General features: G+C 63.7%; 18 protein-coding genes. All 18 read left to right on the top strand.

The window, feature by feature from the left end:
- Positions 1–3 precede the first annotated feature (3 nt).
- The 18 genes from rpmD (at position 4) to H1S04_RS10775 (ending at position 15,118) form a co-directional block, all read left to right on the top strand.
- A complete protein-coding gene (gene rpmD / locus H1S04_RS10860; protein ID WP_181745607.1) occupies positions 4–192 on the top strand; it encodes a 50S ribosomal protein L30 in 189 nt (62 codons plus the stop codon).
- 224 nt (positions 193–416) lie between these two features.
- Entirely contained in the window at positions 417–1,367 is a 951-nt protein-coding gene (locus tag H1S04_RS10855) for a GSCFA domain-containing protein (protein ID WP_181745606.1), read from the top strand.
- Between the two features lie 355 nt (positions 1,368–1,722).
- Positions 1,723–2,874: a Hint domain-containing protein gene (locus H1S04_RS18680; RefSeq protein ID WP_255435578.1), complete on the top strand. Its 1,152-nt coding sequence runs from the start codon at positions 1,723–1,725 to the stop codon at positions 2,872–2,874.
- A 267-nt stretch (positions 2,875–3,141) separates the two neighbouring features.
- Positions 3,142–3,882: a hypothetical protein gene (locus H1S04_RS10845; protein ID WP_298948260.1), complete on the top strand. Its 741-nt coding sequence runs from the start codon at positions 3,142–3,144 to the stop codon at positions 3,880–3,882.
- A 151-nt stretch (positions 3,883–4,033) separates the two neighbouring features.
- On the top strand, positions 4,034–4,519 hold the full coding sequence (gene rplO, locus H1S04_RS10840) for a 50S ribosomal protein L15 (RefSeq protein ID WP_181745605.1): 486 nt from the start codon (positions 4,034–4,036) through the stop codon (positions 4,517–4,519).
- A gap of 120 nt (positions 4,520–4,639) precedes the next feature.
- The gene (secY, locus tag H1S04_RS10835; RefSeq protein WP_181745604.1) at positions 4,640–6,010 is read left to right on the top strand and encodes a preprotein translocase subunit SecY; all 1,371 of its coding nucleotides are present in this window, start codon (positions 4,640–4,642) and stop codon (positions 6,008–6,010) included.
- A gap of 32 nt (positions 6,011–6,042) precedes the next feature.
- Positions 6,043–6,696: an adenylate kinase gene (locus H1S04_RS10830; RefSeq protein ID WP_181745603.1), complete on the top strand. Its 654-nt coding sequence runs from the start codon at positions 6,043–6,045 to the stop codon at positions 6,694–6,696.
- A 230-nt stretch (positions 6,697–6,926) separates the two neighbouring features.
- Positions 6,927–7,295 carry a 30S ribosomal protein S13 gene (rpsM, locus tag H1S04_RS10825; protein WP_181745602.1) on the top strand — a complete coding sequence of 123 codons (369 nt, stop codon included), beginning with the start codon at positions 6,927–6,929 and terminating at the stop codon, positions 7,293–7,295.
- A 12-nt stretch (positions 7,296–7,307) separates the two neighbouring features.
- Positions 7,308–7,697: a 30S ribosomal protein S11 gene (rpsK, locus tag H1S04_RS10820; protein ID WP_166331012.1), complete on the top strand. Its 390-nt coding sequence runs from the start codon at positions 7,308–7,310 to the stop codon at positions 7,695–7,697.
- A gap of 119 nt (positions 7,698–7,816) precedes the next feature.
- Positions 7,817–8,833, top strand: a complete 1,017-nt coding sequence (locus H1S04_RS10815) for a DNA-directed RNA polymerase subunit alpha (RefSeq protein ID WP_181745601.1) — start codon at positions 7,817–7,819, stop codon at positions 8,831–8,833.
- 113 nt (positions 8,834–8,946) lie between these two features.
- Positions 8,947–9,366, top strand: a complete 420-nt coding sequence (gene rplQ, locus H1S04_RS10810) for a 50S ribosomal protein L17 (RefSeq protein WP_181745600.1) — start codon at positions 8,947–8,949, stop codon at positions 9,364–9,366.
- A 298-nt stretch (positions 9,367–9,664) separates the two neighbouring features.
- Complete coding sequence (locus H1S04_RS10805; RefSeq protein WP_181745599.1) at positions 9,665–10,276, top strand: autoinducer binding domain-containing protein; 612 nt, start codon at positions 9,665–9,667, stop codon at positions 10,274–10,276.
- Between the two features lie 60 nt (positions 10,277–10,336).
- The gene (locus H1S04_RS10800; protein WP_181745598.1) at positions 10,337–10,927 is read left to right on the top strand and encodes an acyl-homoserine-lactone synthase; all 591 of its coding nucleotides are present in this window, start codon (positions 10,337–10,339) and stop codon (positions 10,925–10,927) included.
- Positions 10,928–10,968: 41 nt separating this feature from the next.
- Entirely contained in the window at positions 10,969–12,309 is a 1,341-nt protein-coding gene (locus H1S04_RS10795; protein ID WP_181745597.1) for a replication-associated recombination protein A, read from the top strand.
- Between the two features lie 31 nt (positions 12,310–12,340).
- Positions 12,341–12,718 carry a fluoride efflux transporter CrcB gene (gene crcB, locus H1S04_RS10790; RefSeq protein ID WP_181745596.1) on the top strand — a complete coding sequence of 126 codons (378 nt, stop codon included), beginning with the start codon at positions 12,341–12,343 and terminating at the stop codon, positions 12,716–12,718.
- Positions 12,715–13,761 carry an RluA family pseudouridine synthase gene (locus H1S04_RS10785; RefSeq protein WP_181745595.1) on the top strand — a complete coding sequence of 349 codons (1,047 nt, stop codon included), beginning with the start codon at positions 12,715–12,717 and terminating at the stop codon, positions 13,759–13,761. Before crcB ends, H1S04_RS10785 begins: the two co-directional genes overlap by 4 nt.
- Positions 13,758–14,411, top strand: coding sequence for an HAD-IA family hydrolase (locus tag H1S04_RS10780; RefSeq protein WP_181745594.1), 654 nt, complete (start codon positions 13,758–13,760; stop codon positions 14,409–14,411). Before H1S04_RS10785 ends, H1S04_RS10780 begins: the two co-directional genes overlap by 4 nt.
- On the top strand, positions 14,408–15,118 hold the full coding sequence (locus tag H1S04_RS10775) for an ATP12 family chaperone protein (protein ID WP_181745593.1): 711 nt from the start codon (positions 14,408–14,410) through the stop codon (positions 15,116–15,118). The genes H1S04_RS10780 and H1S04_RS10775 overlap by 4 nt, the downstream gene beginning before the upstream one ends.
- Positions 15,119–15,177: the final 59 nt, after the last annotated feature.

Genomic DNA, 15,177 nt, shown 5'->3' with positions numbered 1-15,177 from the left:
GCAATGGCTAAAACCATCGTCGTCAAGCAGATCGGCTCGCCGATCCGCCGCCCCGCCATCCAGCGCGAGACGCTGAAAGGTCTGGGCCTGAACAAGATGCACCGCACGCGCGAGCTGGAAGACACCCCGGCGATCCGCGGCATGGTCGCGAAGATCCCGCACCTCGCGGTGATCATCGAAGAAAAGAACTGAGATCGAGGCCGGGGCGACCCGGCCTTTTTCTTTTGAAGGCGGAGGTATTCCGCAACCAGCCACAGCCCGCGCTGTGGCATTTTTATTTCATCGCGACTCCAAAACGGGAAATCCAATTGGAAATGTTCTGGCGGAGGCCAGCCAGCGCACTGCGCCGCGTTGACAACCTGTCGGCCTGACCTTCCAAATGCCGCGACCCCGCGACTTCCACAGGAATCAGTTAAATGAGTTTCTCCAATATCGTCATCAGTGCCGCTCAGGCGCTGGATAATGCCCGTGCCGCCGGAAAAAACCGGACCTATCCGAAAGCGGGGGACGATCGCGCGGAGGAGATGCTTATCATTCCTTCCGTCCAGCCCCGCTTTTCGATCCGGCCCGGCGAAACGGTGTTCACCATCGGCTCGTGCTTCGCGCGCGAGATCGAGGAATATCTGACGGGGTTCACGGTTCCCACCCAAGGATTGAAGCTTGGCCCAGAGCTGGTGGACGGACGGCCGAACAGCATTCTGAACGAATATAATGCGGGTTCGATGGCGCAACGGATCGAATGGGCCGTCGCCGGGCGCGACACCACCGCCATTGCCGGGCTGACCACCGCCATGGAGGGAGGCGAAGTCGACCTGTTGCTGTCGAAGGGTCTGGCCGTCAGCAACGACCAGCTGATGCAGGTCCGCAGCCTCATCGATTCCGTCTACAGTGCGCTGCCGGCGGCGGATTGCGTCATCCTGACGCTGGGCATGACCGAGGTGTGGCGGGACGAGGAAACCGGCCTTTATCTGAACCGGATTCCCAACCCGCGCGAGATGCGGCGCAGCGCCGGTCGTTACAGCTTCGTCAACTTCACGCCAGATGGCTGCTATCAGCAAATGGCTCAGGCCATCCAGCGGTTGAAGGCGGCGGGTGTCGCGAAAGTGCTGGTGACGGTCTCTCCGGTTCCACTGGCGTCGACATTCGAGCGGCGCGATTGCGTGATTTCGAACAGTTATTCGAAAGCCACCCTGCGGGTCGTGGCCGACATGCTGACGCGCGATTTTGATTTCGTGGATTATTTCCCCAGCTACGAGATCGTGCAGTCGGGTGGCCTGGAAAGCTATTTGCCCGACCACATCCATGTGAAACCGATTGTGGTCAAACGCATCATGCGCCACCTGATCGCGAATTACGTCGAAAGCTGATCGCCGCGGGGCGGTTGCGCATACCGCATGGCCGTCCCTGCGCCTGCCGGAACCGCAGGGCGCGTTTTTGGTGCGCCGCAAATCCGGTTAACCTTTCGCTGATCGGTCCTGTCCTGGGGGCCGATACGGGCGCGGTTCGACTCGCCTTTGCATCCCGGCAGGGCCTCCTTTGCGCTCCCCTGTGACAATATGCCCATGTATGATGTTGAAATCTCACGGGTTTGTGCATTTTCCTCAGTTCACCATTCCCTATTTTCGTCGCGAGAAGCGCCCGCTGCTCCACACGAGCGCGGGTAAAAACGAGTGACGGCCGGGCCCTGCAATTCACCCGGCTATTTAAAGATGGAGGCAGAACATGGCGACGAAAAGCGCATGGTGGATGTGGATCGGGAACGAAAAGCAGTTCAATCCAAACCCGTCGACGAATATCACTCAGGGGCAGGCGGACGCGATGGAAGGATACACCGCCAGGGGAAAGTCAGAAATCAAGCCGACCGAACTGACCGGCGAGGTGATCAGAAGAAGCTTCACGACCACGTATAATACTGCCGGCCGCGGCGGATCGAAGATGGAATATACCGACCCCGACGGCAATAACGTGACTGCGAAGATCACGGGGTTCGTGCGTGCGCAGGTGGAAATCTACGCCCCAGACGGCAATGGCGGCGAAAAGCTGATCGGGACCAAGACCGCCGTTGTCGTCCAGATGGACAATGGCGACATGTTTTTCCGGCCGAATGCCTACTTCGTCCGCGATTGGAAGGATATCAAAGTCATTTCCAGCATTCGCGTCGTGGATGTCTCGCGGCGGACCAACAGCACAATGGTCCACCCTGATGTTTCGTTCGATCCGGAGATCGTCGATCTTCAGATCGTCTGCTTCGCCGCTGGCACCGGTATCGAGACGGCGAATGGCGAGGTGCTTGTCGAGGAACTGGCCATCGGCGACGAGGTCGCGACGCTGGATCATGGTCTTTGCCCCATTCGCTGGATCGGCTCGCAGGCCCTCGGGGCCGCGGATCTGGAGGCGACGCCGGGACTTCGGCCGGTGCGTATCAAGGCGGGCGCTTTGGGACCGGATCGACCGCGCAGGGATCTGGTGGTGTCGCCGCAGCACCGGATCCTCGTCCGTTCGACCGTGGCGGAACGCATGTTCGGTTCCGACGAGGTGTTGGTTGCGGCCAAGCATCTGCTGACGCATGAAGGGATCGAGATCGCCGACGATCTGGAGGAGGTCATCTATTGGCATTTCCTTCTGGACGATCATCAGATCGTCCGGTCGAACGGCGTGAAGACGGAAACCCTGTTTACCGGGCCGCAGGCGCTGAAATCGGTATCGGCCGAAAGCCGGGATGAGATATTCGCGATTTTTCCTGAACTGGCGACGGCCGACGATGCCGATTACGCGCCCGCGCGCCCGCTGGTTCCCGGTCGACCGGCGCGTAATCTTGCCCGGCGGCTGACGCAGAACGGCAAACCGATCTTTGAAGCGACCGGCGCGCATTAGGTAGCGCGGAGCGCGTAGAAGGCCGGGAAACCGGCCTTCTACTGGCCAAGGTCGCGGACCGGAGCCACTTTTGGATCGGGCACGCCGCGCGCCACGGATGCGTGCGAATCCTGGGGCGGACGGTGAGGCGGCCAGGCCATGGATCGTCCGCCTCTGCGCCTGCCGGAATGGCGGCCTGCGTTTTTGGCGCGTCGGAGATCCGGTTAACCTTTCGCTAACCAGTCCGGTCTAGGTTGCCCTCATTGGCCCGAAAAATGAGGACCGGACGTGCGGCTGACGATTCGCTTCTGCCTGCTGCTGCTGGTGGCCGGTGCCGGCGCGGCCGGGGCCGGTCCCTGGCCGCGCGAGAAGGGCACGGCCTTTCTGTCCTTCTCGGAGGAGGGTGACCGCGAGGGCAACAGCTATGCGGGCCTTTATGGCGAATACGGCATGAATGCGCGCGACACGCTGGGGTTCGAGATTGGCCGCAGCAGTGCCGACGAAACCAGCGCGATGATCTGGTGGCAGCGGGCGCTGGATCGCGGCGCGGGGCCGGACCGGATCACCATCTCGACCGGCATGGGCGTTCTGCAACGCGACGATGAACTGGTGCCGCTGGCGCAGATCGGCGTCTCCTGGGGGCGCGGCTGGGACAGTTTGCCGCTGCTGCGGGGCATTCGCGGCGGCGGCTGGCTGGCGGTCGATGCGCGGCTGAAGGTGGCCGCGCAGATGAAGGATCAGGCGGAACTGGCGAAACTGGCCGGGCAGAATGCCGGGCTGCTCAGCTATGTGACGCCCGACGTGACGGCCAAGGTCGACGCGACGCTCGGCTGGCACGCGACATCGTCGATGATGCTGGTCAACCAGTTGCGGTTGGAACATCGCGACGATATCGGTTTCTCGGGCAAGCTGGCGGCGACGCTTGTGCGCGATCTCGTCGGTCCCGCCAAGGGCGAGATGGGCATGGTCCTGCCGCTTTGGGGCGACGGCGAGCAGGCGGTGAAGTTGGCCGTCTGGTTCGCCTTCTAGATCCCGCAGAGACCGCGCGAAAGACTTGATTGCCGCCCCTGCACGCGCTATACGCCGCCGGTGCCCAAGCTGGCACCGACTCAAACAAGCAAGAAATGCCGTGTCCGCCCCCTTCGCTTCATGGGGCGTTTCCGGCTTCAGGAGAAGCGATATGAAACTGCATGAAATCCGCGACAACGAAGGCGCGAACCGCAAGAAAAAGCGCGTGGCGCGTGGTCCGGGCTCTGGCAAGGGCAAAACTGCCGGTCGCGGCATCAAGGGCCAGACCTCGCGTTCGGGCGTGGCGCTGAACGGTTACGAAGGCGGCCAGATGCCGCTGTACCGCCGCCTGCCGAAGCGTGGCTTCACCGCGCCGAACGCCAAGGAATTCGCCGTCGTCAATCTGGGCCAGATCCAGAGCTTCATCGATGCGGGCAAGCTGGACGCCAAGGCGCCGGTGACCGAAGACGCGCTGGTGGCTGCCGGCGTCGTGCGCCGCAAGCTGGACGGCATCCGCGTGCTGGCGAAGGGCGAACTGAAGGCCAAGCTGGACATCACCGTCGCCGGCGCGTCGAAATCCGCCGTCGAGGCGATTGAGAAGGCCGGTGGCAAGATCACCGTCACCGTCCCCGCCCGCGAAGTCGCCGCGGCCGAGTGATTGTGCTTGTGAGGGGACGCCCGTCCCCTTACATACGGCACCGAGTTTCCTTTAGCGCCGCGGGATCTCCACAGGTCCGGCGGCGCTTTCACGATCAAGACCCGCAAACTGGGGGCGAATATGGCGTCAGCCGCAGAACAGATGGCCGCAAACCTCTCCTGGGGGGCATTGGGCAAGGCCACGGAACTTCGTCAGCGAATCTGGTTCACGCTCGGACTGCTGATCATCTACCGCCTCGGCACCTATATCCCGGTCCCCGGCATCGATGGCGCCGCGCTGCGCAACTTCATGGAACAGGCGCAGTCCGGCCTCGGTGGGATCCTGTCCATGTTCACCGGCGGTGCGCTTGGCCGGATGGGCGTCTTCGCCCTGGGCATCATGCCCTATATCTCCGCCTCGATCATCGTGCAGCTGCTGGCCTCGATGGTGCCGGCACTGGAACAGCTGAAGAAAGAGGGCGAGCAGGGCCGCAAGAAGATCAACCAGTATACCCGCTATGCCACCGTGGCGCTGGCGCTGTTTCAGGCCTACGGTCTGGCGAAGTCGCTGGAGGCGGGGGGTCTTGCGCATGATCCCGGCCTGTTCTTCCAGGCCTCGGTGGTCATCACCCTGGTCGGGGGCACCATGTTCCTGATGTGGATCGGCGAACAGATCACCGCGCGCGGCATCGGCAACGGCATCTCGCTGATCATCTTCGTCGGCATCGTGGCGGAAATTCCCGCGGCGCTGGCGCAATTCTTCAGTCAGGGCCGCTCGGGCGCGGTGTCGACCCCGGTCATCATCGGCATCCTAGTGATGGTGGTGGCGGTCGTGGCTTTCGTGGTGTTCATGGAACGTGCGCTGCGCAAGATCCATATTCAGTATCCGCGCCGTCAGGTCGGCATGAAGATCTATGACGGGCAAAGCTCGCACCTGCCGATCAAGGTCAACCCGGCCGGCGTTATTCCAGCGATCTTCGCCAGCTCGCTGCTGCTGCTGCCGGTCACGATCTCGACCTTCTCGGGGAACCAGACCGGTCCGATCATGTCGCGCGTGCTGGCTTATTTCGGCCCCGGCCAGCCGCTTTACCTGATCTTCTTCGCGGCGATGATCGTCTTCTTCGCCTATTTCTATACCAACAACGTCGCCTTCAAATCCGATGATGTGGCCGAAAACCTGAAAAATCAGGGCGGCTTCATCCCCGGTATCCGTCCCGGCAAGCGGACCGAGGAATATCTCGATTACGTGGTCAACCGGATCCTGGTGATCGGTTCGATCTACCTTGCCGCCGTCTGCCTTCTGCCCGAGGTGATCCGCAGCCAGCTGGCCGTGCCCTTCTATTTCGGCGGCACCTCGGTTCTGATCGTGGTCTCGGTTGTGATGGACACCATCAACCAGGTGCAAAGCCACTTGCTTGCGCACCAATATGAAGGTCTGATCGAGAAATCCCAACTGCGCGGCAAGCGCAAACCGGGCACCACAAAAACACGCAAGGCCCCGGCGCGCCGCTGACGCGCCGGCGAACCGAGGAAGAGGGACCCAGCATGACCGTGAACATCATTCTTCTCGGGCCGCCGGGCGCGGGCAAAGGCACCCAGGCGCGCCGGCTGGTCGAGGAGCGGGGGCTGGTCCAGCTCTCGACCGGCGACATGCTCCGCGAGGCGCAGGCTTCGGGCACCGAGATGGGCAGGTTGGTTGCCGAGGTGATGAAACTGGGCAAACTGGTCACCGATGAAATCGTCATCGGCCTGATCCGCGAGAAGCTGGAAAGCTCGGATGCGCCGGGCTTCATCTTCGATGGCTTTCCGCGCACGCTGGCGCAGGCCGATGCGCTCGGGCTGCTGCTGGAAGGCATGGGTCAGAAGGTCGATGCCGTGATCGAGATGCAGGTGGATGACGCCGCGCTCGTCGATCGGATCTCGGGCCGCTTCACCTGCGGTAATTGCGGCGAGGTCTATCACGACACCACCAAGCCGACGAAGGTGCCCGGCGTCTGCGACGTCTGCGGCTCGACCGATCTGCGCCGCCGTCCCGACGATAATGCCGACAGCCTGAAGACCCGGCTGCTGGAGTATTACAAGAAAACCTCGCCGCTGATCGGCTATTACTATGCCAAGGGTGATCTGCACCCGGTCGACGGCATGGCTGAGGTGGACGAGGTCGCGGCGCAGATGGACGCGGTGCTGAAAGCGCTGTAGCGCCGCGTACACTCTGGCCGAATATCCTGCCGGCGGCGCCCCGCCGGAACCGTGCAGGCCGACAATCAACTGACAGTTGACATTCGCCCGAATCGCCACTAGGTCACGTCATCCCTGCAAGGGGAATCACCATCCCGGTGAAATCGTTAAGGCCCGAAACCCGCTTTCGGGCCTTCGGTTGTGAAAAAAGGTTCCGGTGCTACGGAACCGCAACAGTAAAGGACATACGCGTGGCTCGTATTGCTGGCGTTAATATTCCGACGGGGAAACGCGTCCCCATCGCCCTGACCTATATCCACGGCATCGGCCCCCACTTCGCCGAGCAGATCATCACCTCGGTGGGCATTGACCCGACCCGTCGCGTGAACGACCTGACCGACGCTGAAGTGCTGCAGATCCGCGAATACATCGATGCCAACCTGACCGTCGAAGGCGACCTGCGCCGCGAGACGCAGATGAACATCAAGCGCCTGATGGACCTCGGCTCCTACCGTGGCCTGCGTCACCGTCGCGGCCTGCCGGTCCGTGGTCAGCGCACCCACACCAATGCCCGCACCCGCAAGGGCCCGGCGAAACCGATCGCCGGCAAGAAGAAATAAGGAGGCAGGCAGATGGCTCGTGACAAGACGCGCACCAAGCGCAAGGAACGCAAGAACATTGCTACCGGCGTGGCGCATGTGAACAGCTCGTTCAACAACACCAAGATCCTGATCTCCGACGTTCAGGGCAATGCCATTTCCTGGTCCTCGGCCGGCACGATGGGCTTCAAGGGTTCGCGCAAATCGACCCCTTACGCCGCCCAGATGGCCGCTGAAGACGCTGGCAAGAAGGCGCAGGAACACGGCGTGCGCACGCTGGAAGTTGAAGTTCAGGGCCCCGGCTCGGGGCGTGAATCGGCGCTGCGCGCGCTGGCGGCCGTTGGCTTCAACATCACCGCGATCCGCGACGTGACCCCGATTGCCCATAACGGCTGCCGCGCGCCGAAACGCCGCCGCGTCTGATCGGACTTGATTGACCCGTCCGCGCCCCGGTTTTCGGGGCGCGGACGGGACTTTTCGCATTTCACCTCGGGCGTTCCGATTGCTGGTCATGGGATCGGAACAGGTATGGAGGCAATCGCATGATCCACAAGAACTGGGCCGAACTGATCAAGCCCGCGCAGCTGGACGTCAAGACCGGCGCCGACGCCACCCGCGTCGCCACCGTCACGGCCGAACCGCTGGAGCGTGGCTTCGGCCTGACGCTCGGCAACGCGCTGCGTCGCGTGCTGCTGTCGTCGCTGCAAGGCGCGGCCATCACCTCCGTGCAGATCGACAACGTGCTGCATGAATTCTCGTCCGTCGCCGGCGTCCGCGAGGACGTGACCGACATCGTCCTGAATCTCAAGGGCGTGACGCTGAAGATGGACGTGGACGGCACCAAGCGCCTGACGCTCTCGGCCAAGGGGCCGGGCGAGGTCAAGGCCGGTGACATCCAGGAAACCGCCGGCATCACCATCCTGAACCGCGACCATGTCATCTGTCATCTGGATGACGGGGCGGAACTGAACATGGAACTGACCGTTGCCCCCGGCAAGGGTTATGTCGCCGCCGACAAGAACCGTCCCGAAGATGCGCCCATCGGTCTGATCCCGATCGACGCCATCTTCTCGCCGGTCAAGCGCGTCAGCTATGAAGTCACCCCCACTCGCGAGGGTCAGGTGCTGGACTATGACAAGCTGACCATGAAGATCGAAACCGACGGTTCGCTGACCCCGGACGACGCAGTGGCTTATGCCGCGCGCATCCTTCAGGACCAGCTGTCGGTCTTCGTGAACTTCGACGAGCCGGAAGCGGCGCGTGCGCAGGACAGCGATGATGGTCTGGAATTCGACCCGCGCCTGCTGAAGAAAGTCGACGAGCTGGAACTGTCGGTCCGTTCGGCCAACTGCCTGAAGAACGACAACATCGTCTATATCGGCGACCTGATCCAGAAGACCGAAGCCGAGATGCTGCGCACCCCGAACTTCGGCCGCAAGTCGCTGAACGAGATCAAGGAAGTGCTTTCGGGCATGGGCCTGCATCTGGGCATGGACGTGGTCGACTGGCCGCCGGAAAACATCGAAGATCTGGCAAAGCGCTTCGACGACCAATTCTGATTTCGGCCGGGGCGGTCTGACTGCCCCGCCAAATACCGGGCATCCCGCCCCAAGGAGAGCGGCCTGTACGCAAGGCCGCCAGACAAAGCAAAAGACGTAAAAGGAGAAACATCATGCGTCACGCACGTGGCTACCGCCGCCTCAACCGCACCCACGAACACCGCAAGGCGCTGTTCGCCAACATGTCCGGCTCGCTGATCGAGCACGAGCAGATCAAGACCACGCTTCCGAAAGCCAAGGAACTGCGTCCGATCGTCGAAAAGCTGATCACGCTGGCCAAGCGCGGCGATCTGCACGCCCGTCGTCAGGCCGCGGCCCAGCTGAAGCAGGACCAGCACGTCGCCAAGCTGTTCGAGGTTCTGGGCGCGCGCTACAAGGACCGTCAGGGCGGCTATGTCCGAATCCTGAAGGCCGGCTTCCGCTATGGCGACATGGCCCCGATGGCGATCATCGAGCTGGTCGACCGCGACACCTCCGCCAAGGGCGCCGCCGACCGCGCGCGCGTCGAGGCCGAGGACTTCGCCGAGGAGTGATTCGCCCCCGCGCGACCTGAAATCGGCCCCGCAGCACCCGCTGCGGGGCCTTTTTCTGTCTAAAAAGCCATGTGTTGCTGGCTGAAAGGGCAGGTTGAGGTTTGGCGCCAGATTGTGCTGGCGCCCCAGATATGCGCATTTTCCCAAGGAATCTGTGAGAATACCCCAAGTCCTTGGCGATGTTGATAATCCGTTAACTACATCTTGTGATTGAGGCGGAGGATTCCGCTTCACTTGGTGGACGAAACCGGCCAATGTGGCATCGAACGCAATTGAGACAATTTGACTAAAAGCACATATGTCCGCACGCGCAGAAATCACCGCGATCCTCAACAAGCTTAATCCGCTTGCTCCGAAGGGATATTTCATCGGGCTGCATATCCGTTTTGCCGCCCCGATCATGCAATTTCAGACCTATGCCAAGGAATGGTCGGATCACTATTCGACCAAGGCCTATGCGCTGCGCGATCCGATGATTGCCTGGGGCTTCTCGACCAATGGCGCGGTCCGCTGGTCGGCCATTCCCGTGCCTGACCCTTTTAATATCCTGGGCGACGCCGCCGCGTTCGGCATGAAATACGGGGTCGCCTTTTCGCATGGTCCCATCAGTTCGCGATCGATCGGCGGGTTGAGCCGCGGCGACCGTGAATACACCGATTCCGAGATCGAGCAGATCTCGAAACTGATCCGCCAGCTCCACGAACTCACGGAGCCGCCGGAGAGCCTGACCAAGGCTCAGATCGAGGCCCTTCGGTGTATTGCGGAGGGCGATCGCCATGCAGCAGCGGCTGCCAAACTTGGCATCACGGAAAGCGCGTTCAAGGCTCGGCTCATCTCTGCGCGGGAACGTTTGATGGCCCGGACCACTGCCGAAGCGCTTCAGAGGGCCAAGGAATACCGTCTGCTGTAAGGTATCGCCTGTAAGACCGCCCCACCTGGGGGCCTGCCCTCAACCCCAGGAGTAACGACTATGCAGACGACCACTATTTCTTTTGCAAACATGCACTTTCACGGCGAATTGTTCGCCAACGTCCTTCGCGCCCGCCGCCAGAGCTTTATCGTCCAGAACAACTGGGATCTGCCGCAGGCCGAGGGGATGGAGTTCGATCAGTATGACACTCCGGCCTCGCGCTGGGTCGCGGTCCACGAACGTGGCGAGGTTCTGGCCGGGATCCGGCTGACGCCGACCACGGCGCGCTGCGGTGTCTATTCCTATATGATCCGCGACGCGCAGCGCGGCATTCTCGGCGGCGCGATCCCGCAGAACCTGCTGTTCGAGGAGGCGCCGGTCGACGAGCATGTCTGGGAATCCAGCCGCGTCTTCGTCAGCCACGCTGTGCCGATGGGGCTGCGCCGCAAGGTTCATGCCGAGCTGATCTCGGGTCTGAACCAGGCCGCGCGCGAATTGGGCGCCACCCGGCATATCGGGCTGATCGACGCCAACTGGCCGCGCTGGTATCGCCGCTGCGGGATGGAAGGCGAGGCCATGGGGCCGGTCCTGAACTTTGACGACGGCGCGTTCCAATGCGTCGCGACGAATCTGGTCCAGAAACTGCACTGACCCTTTTGTGCGTCTGATGGGAGGACTATCTTCACCCTGTCATGGCAGATTTGTTCGACACAGTCCCGAACGGCGGTTCGGCCCCGGATGCCCCGCGCAGCGCGCGCGCGGCCCCGCTGGCTGATCGCATCCGTCCCAGCACCCTGTCCGATGTCATCGGGCAGGGTAAGGTGCTTGACCGGGGTGGGCCGCTGGGCGCGATGCTGGCGGCGGGCAGCCTTTCCTCGCTGATCCTCTGGGGGCCGCCGGGGGTGGGCAAGACCACCATCGCGCGGCTGCTTGCCGCCGAGACGGATCTGCATTTCGTCCAGATCAGCGCGATCTTTTCCGGCGTCGCGGAATTGCGCAAGGTGTTCGAGGCCGCGAAACTGCGCCGCCAGCAGGGCGGCGGCACGCTGTTGTTCGTCGATGAGATTCACCGCTTCAACCGCGCCCAGCAGGACAGCTTCCTGCCGCATATGGAGGACGGCACCATCCTGCTGGTCGGCGCGACCACCGAAAATCCCAGTTTCGAGCTGAACGCGGCGTTGCTGTCGCGCGCGCAGGTGATCGTGCTGGACCGGCTCACCCTCGCCGATCTCGAACTGTTGGCGCAGCGGGCCGAAAAGGAGCTGAACCGCCCCCTGCCGCTGGACGCCCCGGCCCGCGAAGCGCTGCTGGAAATGGCCGATGGCGACGGCCGCGCGGCGCTGAACCTGATCGAACAGGTGATGGCCTGGAAGGTCGATGGCAAGCTGGACACCGACCAGTTGTCGCAGCGTCTGATGAAGCGGGCGGCGAAATACGACAAGTCGGGGGACGAACATTACAACCTGATTTCCGCCCTGCACAAATCGGTGCGCGGCTCCGACCCGGATGCGGCGCTGTATTGGCTGGCGCGGATGCTGGAAGGGGGCGAGGATCCGCGTTACCTGGCCCGTCGCCTGACCCGGATGGCGATCGAGGATATCGGCCTCGCCGATCCGGCGGCGCAGCGGCATTGCCTGGATGCCTGGGCGCTCTATGAGCGTCTGGGCAGCCCCGAGGGCGAGCTGGCGCTGGCGCAGGCGACGATCTATCTGGCGCTGGCGCCGAAGTCGAACGCCGGCTATGCCGCCTATAAGGCCGCCCGCGCCGAGGCCCGGCGCACGGGCAGCCTGATGCCGCCCGCGCATATCCTGAACGCGCCGACGAAGCTGATGAAGGAGCAGGGCTATGGCGCGGGCTATGCCTATGACCACAATGCCGAGGACGCCTTCAGCGGCCAGAACTATTTCCCCGAAGGCATGAAGCGCCCGGTTCTCTATGCACCGGTCGAACGCGGCTTCGAACGTGAGTTGAAGAAGCGGGTGGACTGGTTCGTCAGTCAGCGGGCGAAGCGCGGCGACAAAGGCGACGGTTGACGGCGACACCTTGGCAGGGCAGGGACGCGGGATGATGATGAATTTTCTTTCGGTGGCGGCGGGGGGCGCGATCGGCGCCTCGGCGCGCTATGGCGTCAACCTGACCACGATGCGGCTGCTGGGCCCCGGCTTTCCGGTGGCCACGCTGGTGGTGAATGTCACCGGCTGCCTGCTGATGGGGCTCCTGGCCTCGGTGCTGGCCCATCGCGGCGGGCATGCGCTGGCACCCTTCCTGCTGACCGGGGTGCTGGGTGGCTTCACCACCTTTTCGGCCTTTTCGCTGGACACGCTGACGCTGTGGGAACGCGGGCAGGGCGGTCAGGCGGCGGTTTATGTCATCCTGTCCGTTGCGGCATCCCTGCTGGCGGTCGCAGCCGGTCTGGCCCTTGGACGGAGTATCCTTGCATGAGCGGCGTGCAGACCATCCGCGTCACCGGGGACGAGGGCGATCAGCGCCTCGACCGCTGGCTGAAGAAGCGCTTTCCCCAGCTGACGCAAGGGGCGGTCGAAAAGATGTGCCGGACCGGCCAGATCCGTGTCGATGGCGGTCGGGTCAAGGCCAACAGCCGGATCGAGGCCGGGCAGGAGGTGCGCGTGCCCCCCTTGCCCGATGCGGCGCCCCCGCCGCCGGAACAGGGCCCGCGCATCAGCGATACCGACGCCGAGATGATCCAGAAGGCGGTGCTGTTCAAGGATCAGCATATCATCGTGCTGAACAAGCCGCCGGGGCTGCCGTCGCAGGGCGGCTCGGGTCAGGGGAACCGCCATGTCGACGGCCTCGCCGAGGCGCTGAAATTCGGCTACAAGGAGCGGCCCAAGCTGGTGCACCGGCTGGACAAGGACACTTCGGGCGTGCTGGTGCTGGCGCGCACCGACCGCGTCGCCCGTGCGCTGAGCGAGGCGTTCCGAGACCGCTCGACCCGCAAGATCTACTGGGCGGCGGTGGCGGGGGTGCCCAGCCCGCGCATGGGCACCGTGCGTTACGGGCTGGTCAAGGCCCCCGGTCATGGCAAAAGCGGCGAGGGCGAGAAGATGATCGCCGTCCACCCCCGTGACATCGACACGACCGAGGGCGCCAAGCGCGCCACCACCGATTACGCGGTGCTCGACAATCTGGCGCAGCGGGCCAGCTGGTGCGCGCTGGTGCCGATCACCGGCCGGACCCACCAGCTGCGCGCCCATATGGCCGAGCTGGGCCACCCGATCGTGGGCGACGGCAAATATGGCGGCTCGGGTCAGGAAAACTTGGGCGACGGCTGGGGCGCCCAACTGGGAGGCGAGATCAGCCGCAAGCTGCATCTCCATGCCCGCAGCCTGAGTTTCACCCACCCGATCACCAAGCAGAAAATGACCTTCACGGCGCCCTTGCCCGATCACATGAAGCGGACCTGGAAAACGCTCGGCTGGCAGGAAAATGACGTGCCCGCCGATCCGTTCGAGGAACTGCGGTGAAACTGATCGTCTTCGATGTCGACGGCACGCTGGTCGACAGTCAGTCGCTGATCGTCGGCGCCATGGCCCAGGCGATGGAGGGGGCGGGTCTGCCGGTGCTGGATCGCGCGCGGGTCCTGTCGATCGTCGGGCTGTCGTTGCCGGTCGCCGTCGCGACCCTGCTGCCCAATGAACCCGAGGCGCGCCATCACGAGGTGGTCGCGGGATACCGCGCCGCCTTCCTGTCGCGGCGCCTGGCGGACGAGGCGCCGCTGTATCTCGGTGCGCGCGCCTGTCTCGATACGCTGGGGCAGCGCGACGACCTGATGCTGGGCATTGCCACCGGCAAGGCGCGCCGGGGCCTTGATGCGATGCTGGACCATCACCAGCTGCGCGGGCGTTTCGTAACCCTGCAGACTGCCGACAACCACCCTTCGAAGCCGCATCCGGCCATGCTGCTGGCGGCCTGCGACGAGGCCGGGGTCGATCCCGCCGGGGCCGTGATGATCGGCGATACCAGTTTCGACATGCAGATGGCCCTGAATGCGCGGACGGCGGCGCTGGGGGTCGGCTGGGGCTATCATGGGGCGCCGGCACTGGATGAGCTGGGCGTTGCTGTGGCGGGCGATTTCGGCCAGCTTCAGACCATGATCGAGGAGTGGGCACGATGAGCGAATGGAAGGCACGCAGGTTCTGGAAAGCCGCCGCGGTCGAACCGGCAGAGGGCGGCTTCCGCGTCACCCTGGACGGCAAGCCGGTGATGACGCCGGGCAAGCATCCGCTGATCCTGCCCACCCGCGCGCTGGCGGATGCGGTGGCGGCGGAATGGGATGCCCAAAGCGAGGTGATCGACCCCTTGTCGATGCCCCTGACCCGCGCCGCCAATTCCGCCATCGAGAAGGTGAGCCCGCAATTCGACGCCGTGGCCGACATGCTGGGCGCTTATGGCGGCACCGACCTGCTCAGCTATCGCGCCACCGAACCCGAGGGGCTGAAGACCCGTCAGGCGGAAGGCTGGGACCCGGTGCTGGATTGGGCGCGCGAGCGCTATGACGCGCCGCTGGCCGTGACCGAGGGGCTGATGCCGGTGACACAGGACCCCGCAGCACTTGCGCGCCTCCGGGCGCGCATCGCCACGCTGACCCCTTATGAACTCACGGCCTTTCATGATCTGGTCACGTTGCCGGGTTCTTTGATTCTGGGACTTGCGGTGCTGGATGGCCGGTTGAGCGCCGATGAAGCCCATGCCCTCGCCCGCATCGACGAGGAGTTTCAGGCCGAACGCTGGGGCCGCGACGAGGAGGCCGATGCCGCCGCCGAAGACCGCCTTGAGGCGATGCGCAATGCCGAAAGATTGCTCGGTCTTCTCAAGTCGTGATCGCGCGGCGTGACGCCGTGCTTGACGCATGGCGGCTGATCGGCACAATGTTGCCTATC

The organism is Paracoccus sp. S1E-3 (genome assembly GCF_013868135.1).
GTDB lineage: Bacteria > Pseudomonadota > Alphaproteobacteria > Rhodobacterales > Rhodobacteraceae > Paracoccus.
This window is presented reverse-complemented; position numbering and strand designations above follow the sequence as displayed.

Excerpts from the sequence above, each read along its gene's own strand:
- secY (WP_181745604.1), top strand. The coding sequence starts at position 4,640 with ATGGCGTCAGCCGCAGAACAGATGGCCGCAAACCTCTCCTGGGGGGCA.
- H1S04_RS10805 (WP_181745599.1), top strand. The coding sequence starts at position 9,665 with ATGTCCGCACGCGCAGAAATCACCGCGATCCTCAACAAGCTTAATCCG.
- H1S04_RS10785 (WP_181745595.1), top strand. The coding sequence starts at position 12,715 with ATGAGCGGCGTGCAGACCATCCGCGTCACCGGGGACGAGGGCGATCAG.
- rplQ (WP_181745600.1), top strand. The coding sequence starts at position 8,947 with ATGCGTCACGCACGTGGCTACCGCCGCCTCAACCGCACCCACGAACAC.
- H1S04_RS18680 (WP_255435578.1), top strand. The coding sequence starts at position 1,723 with ATGGCGACGAAAAGCGCATGGTGGATGTGGATCGGGAACGAAAAGCAG.
- crcB (WP_181745596.1), top strand. The coding sequence starts at position 12,341 with ATGATGATGAATTTTCTTTCGGTGGCGGCGGGGGGCGCGATCGGCGCC.
- rplO (WP_181745605.1), top strand. The coding sequence starts at position 4,034 with ATGAAACTGCATGAAATCCGCGACAACGAAGGCGCGAACCGCAAGAAA.
- H1S04_RS10855 (WP_181745606.1), top strand. The coding sequence starts at position 417 with ATGAGTTTCTCCAATATCGTCATCAGTGCCGCTCAGGCGCTGGATAAT.
- rpsK (WP_166331012.1), top strand. The coding sequence starts at position 7,308 with ATGGCTCGTGACAAGACGCGCACCAAGCGCAAGGAACGCAAGAACATT.
- H1S04_RS10815 (WP_181745601.1), top strand. The coding sequence starts at position 7,817 with ATGATCCACAAGAACTGGGCCGAACTGATCAAGCCCGCGCAGCTGGAC.
- rpmD (WP_181745607.1), top strand. The coding sequence starts at position 4 with ATGGCTAAAACCATCGTCGTCAAGCAGATCGGCTCGCCGATCCGCCGC.
- H1S04_RS10795 (WP_181745597.1), top strand. The coding sequence starts at position 10,969 with ATGGCAGATTTGTTCGACACAGTCCCGAACGGCGGTTCGGCCCCGGAT.
- H1S04_RS10830 (WP_181745603.1), top strand. The coding sequence starts at position 6,043 with ATGACCGTGAACATCATTCTTCTCGGGCCGCCGGGCGCGGGCAAAGGC.
- H1S04_RS10800 (WP_181745598.1), top strand. The coding sequence starts at position 10,337 with ATGCAGACGACCACTATTTCTTTTGCAAACATGCACTTTCACGGCGAA.
- H1S04_RS10775 (WP_181745593.1), top strand. The coding sequence starts at position 14,408 with ATGAGCGAATGGAAGGCACGCAGGTTCTGGAAAGCCGCCGCGGTCGAA.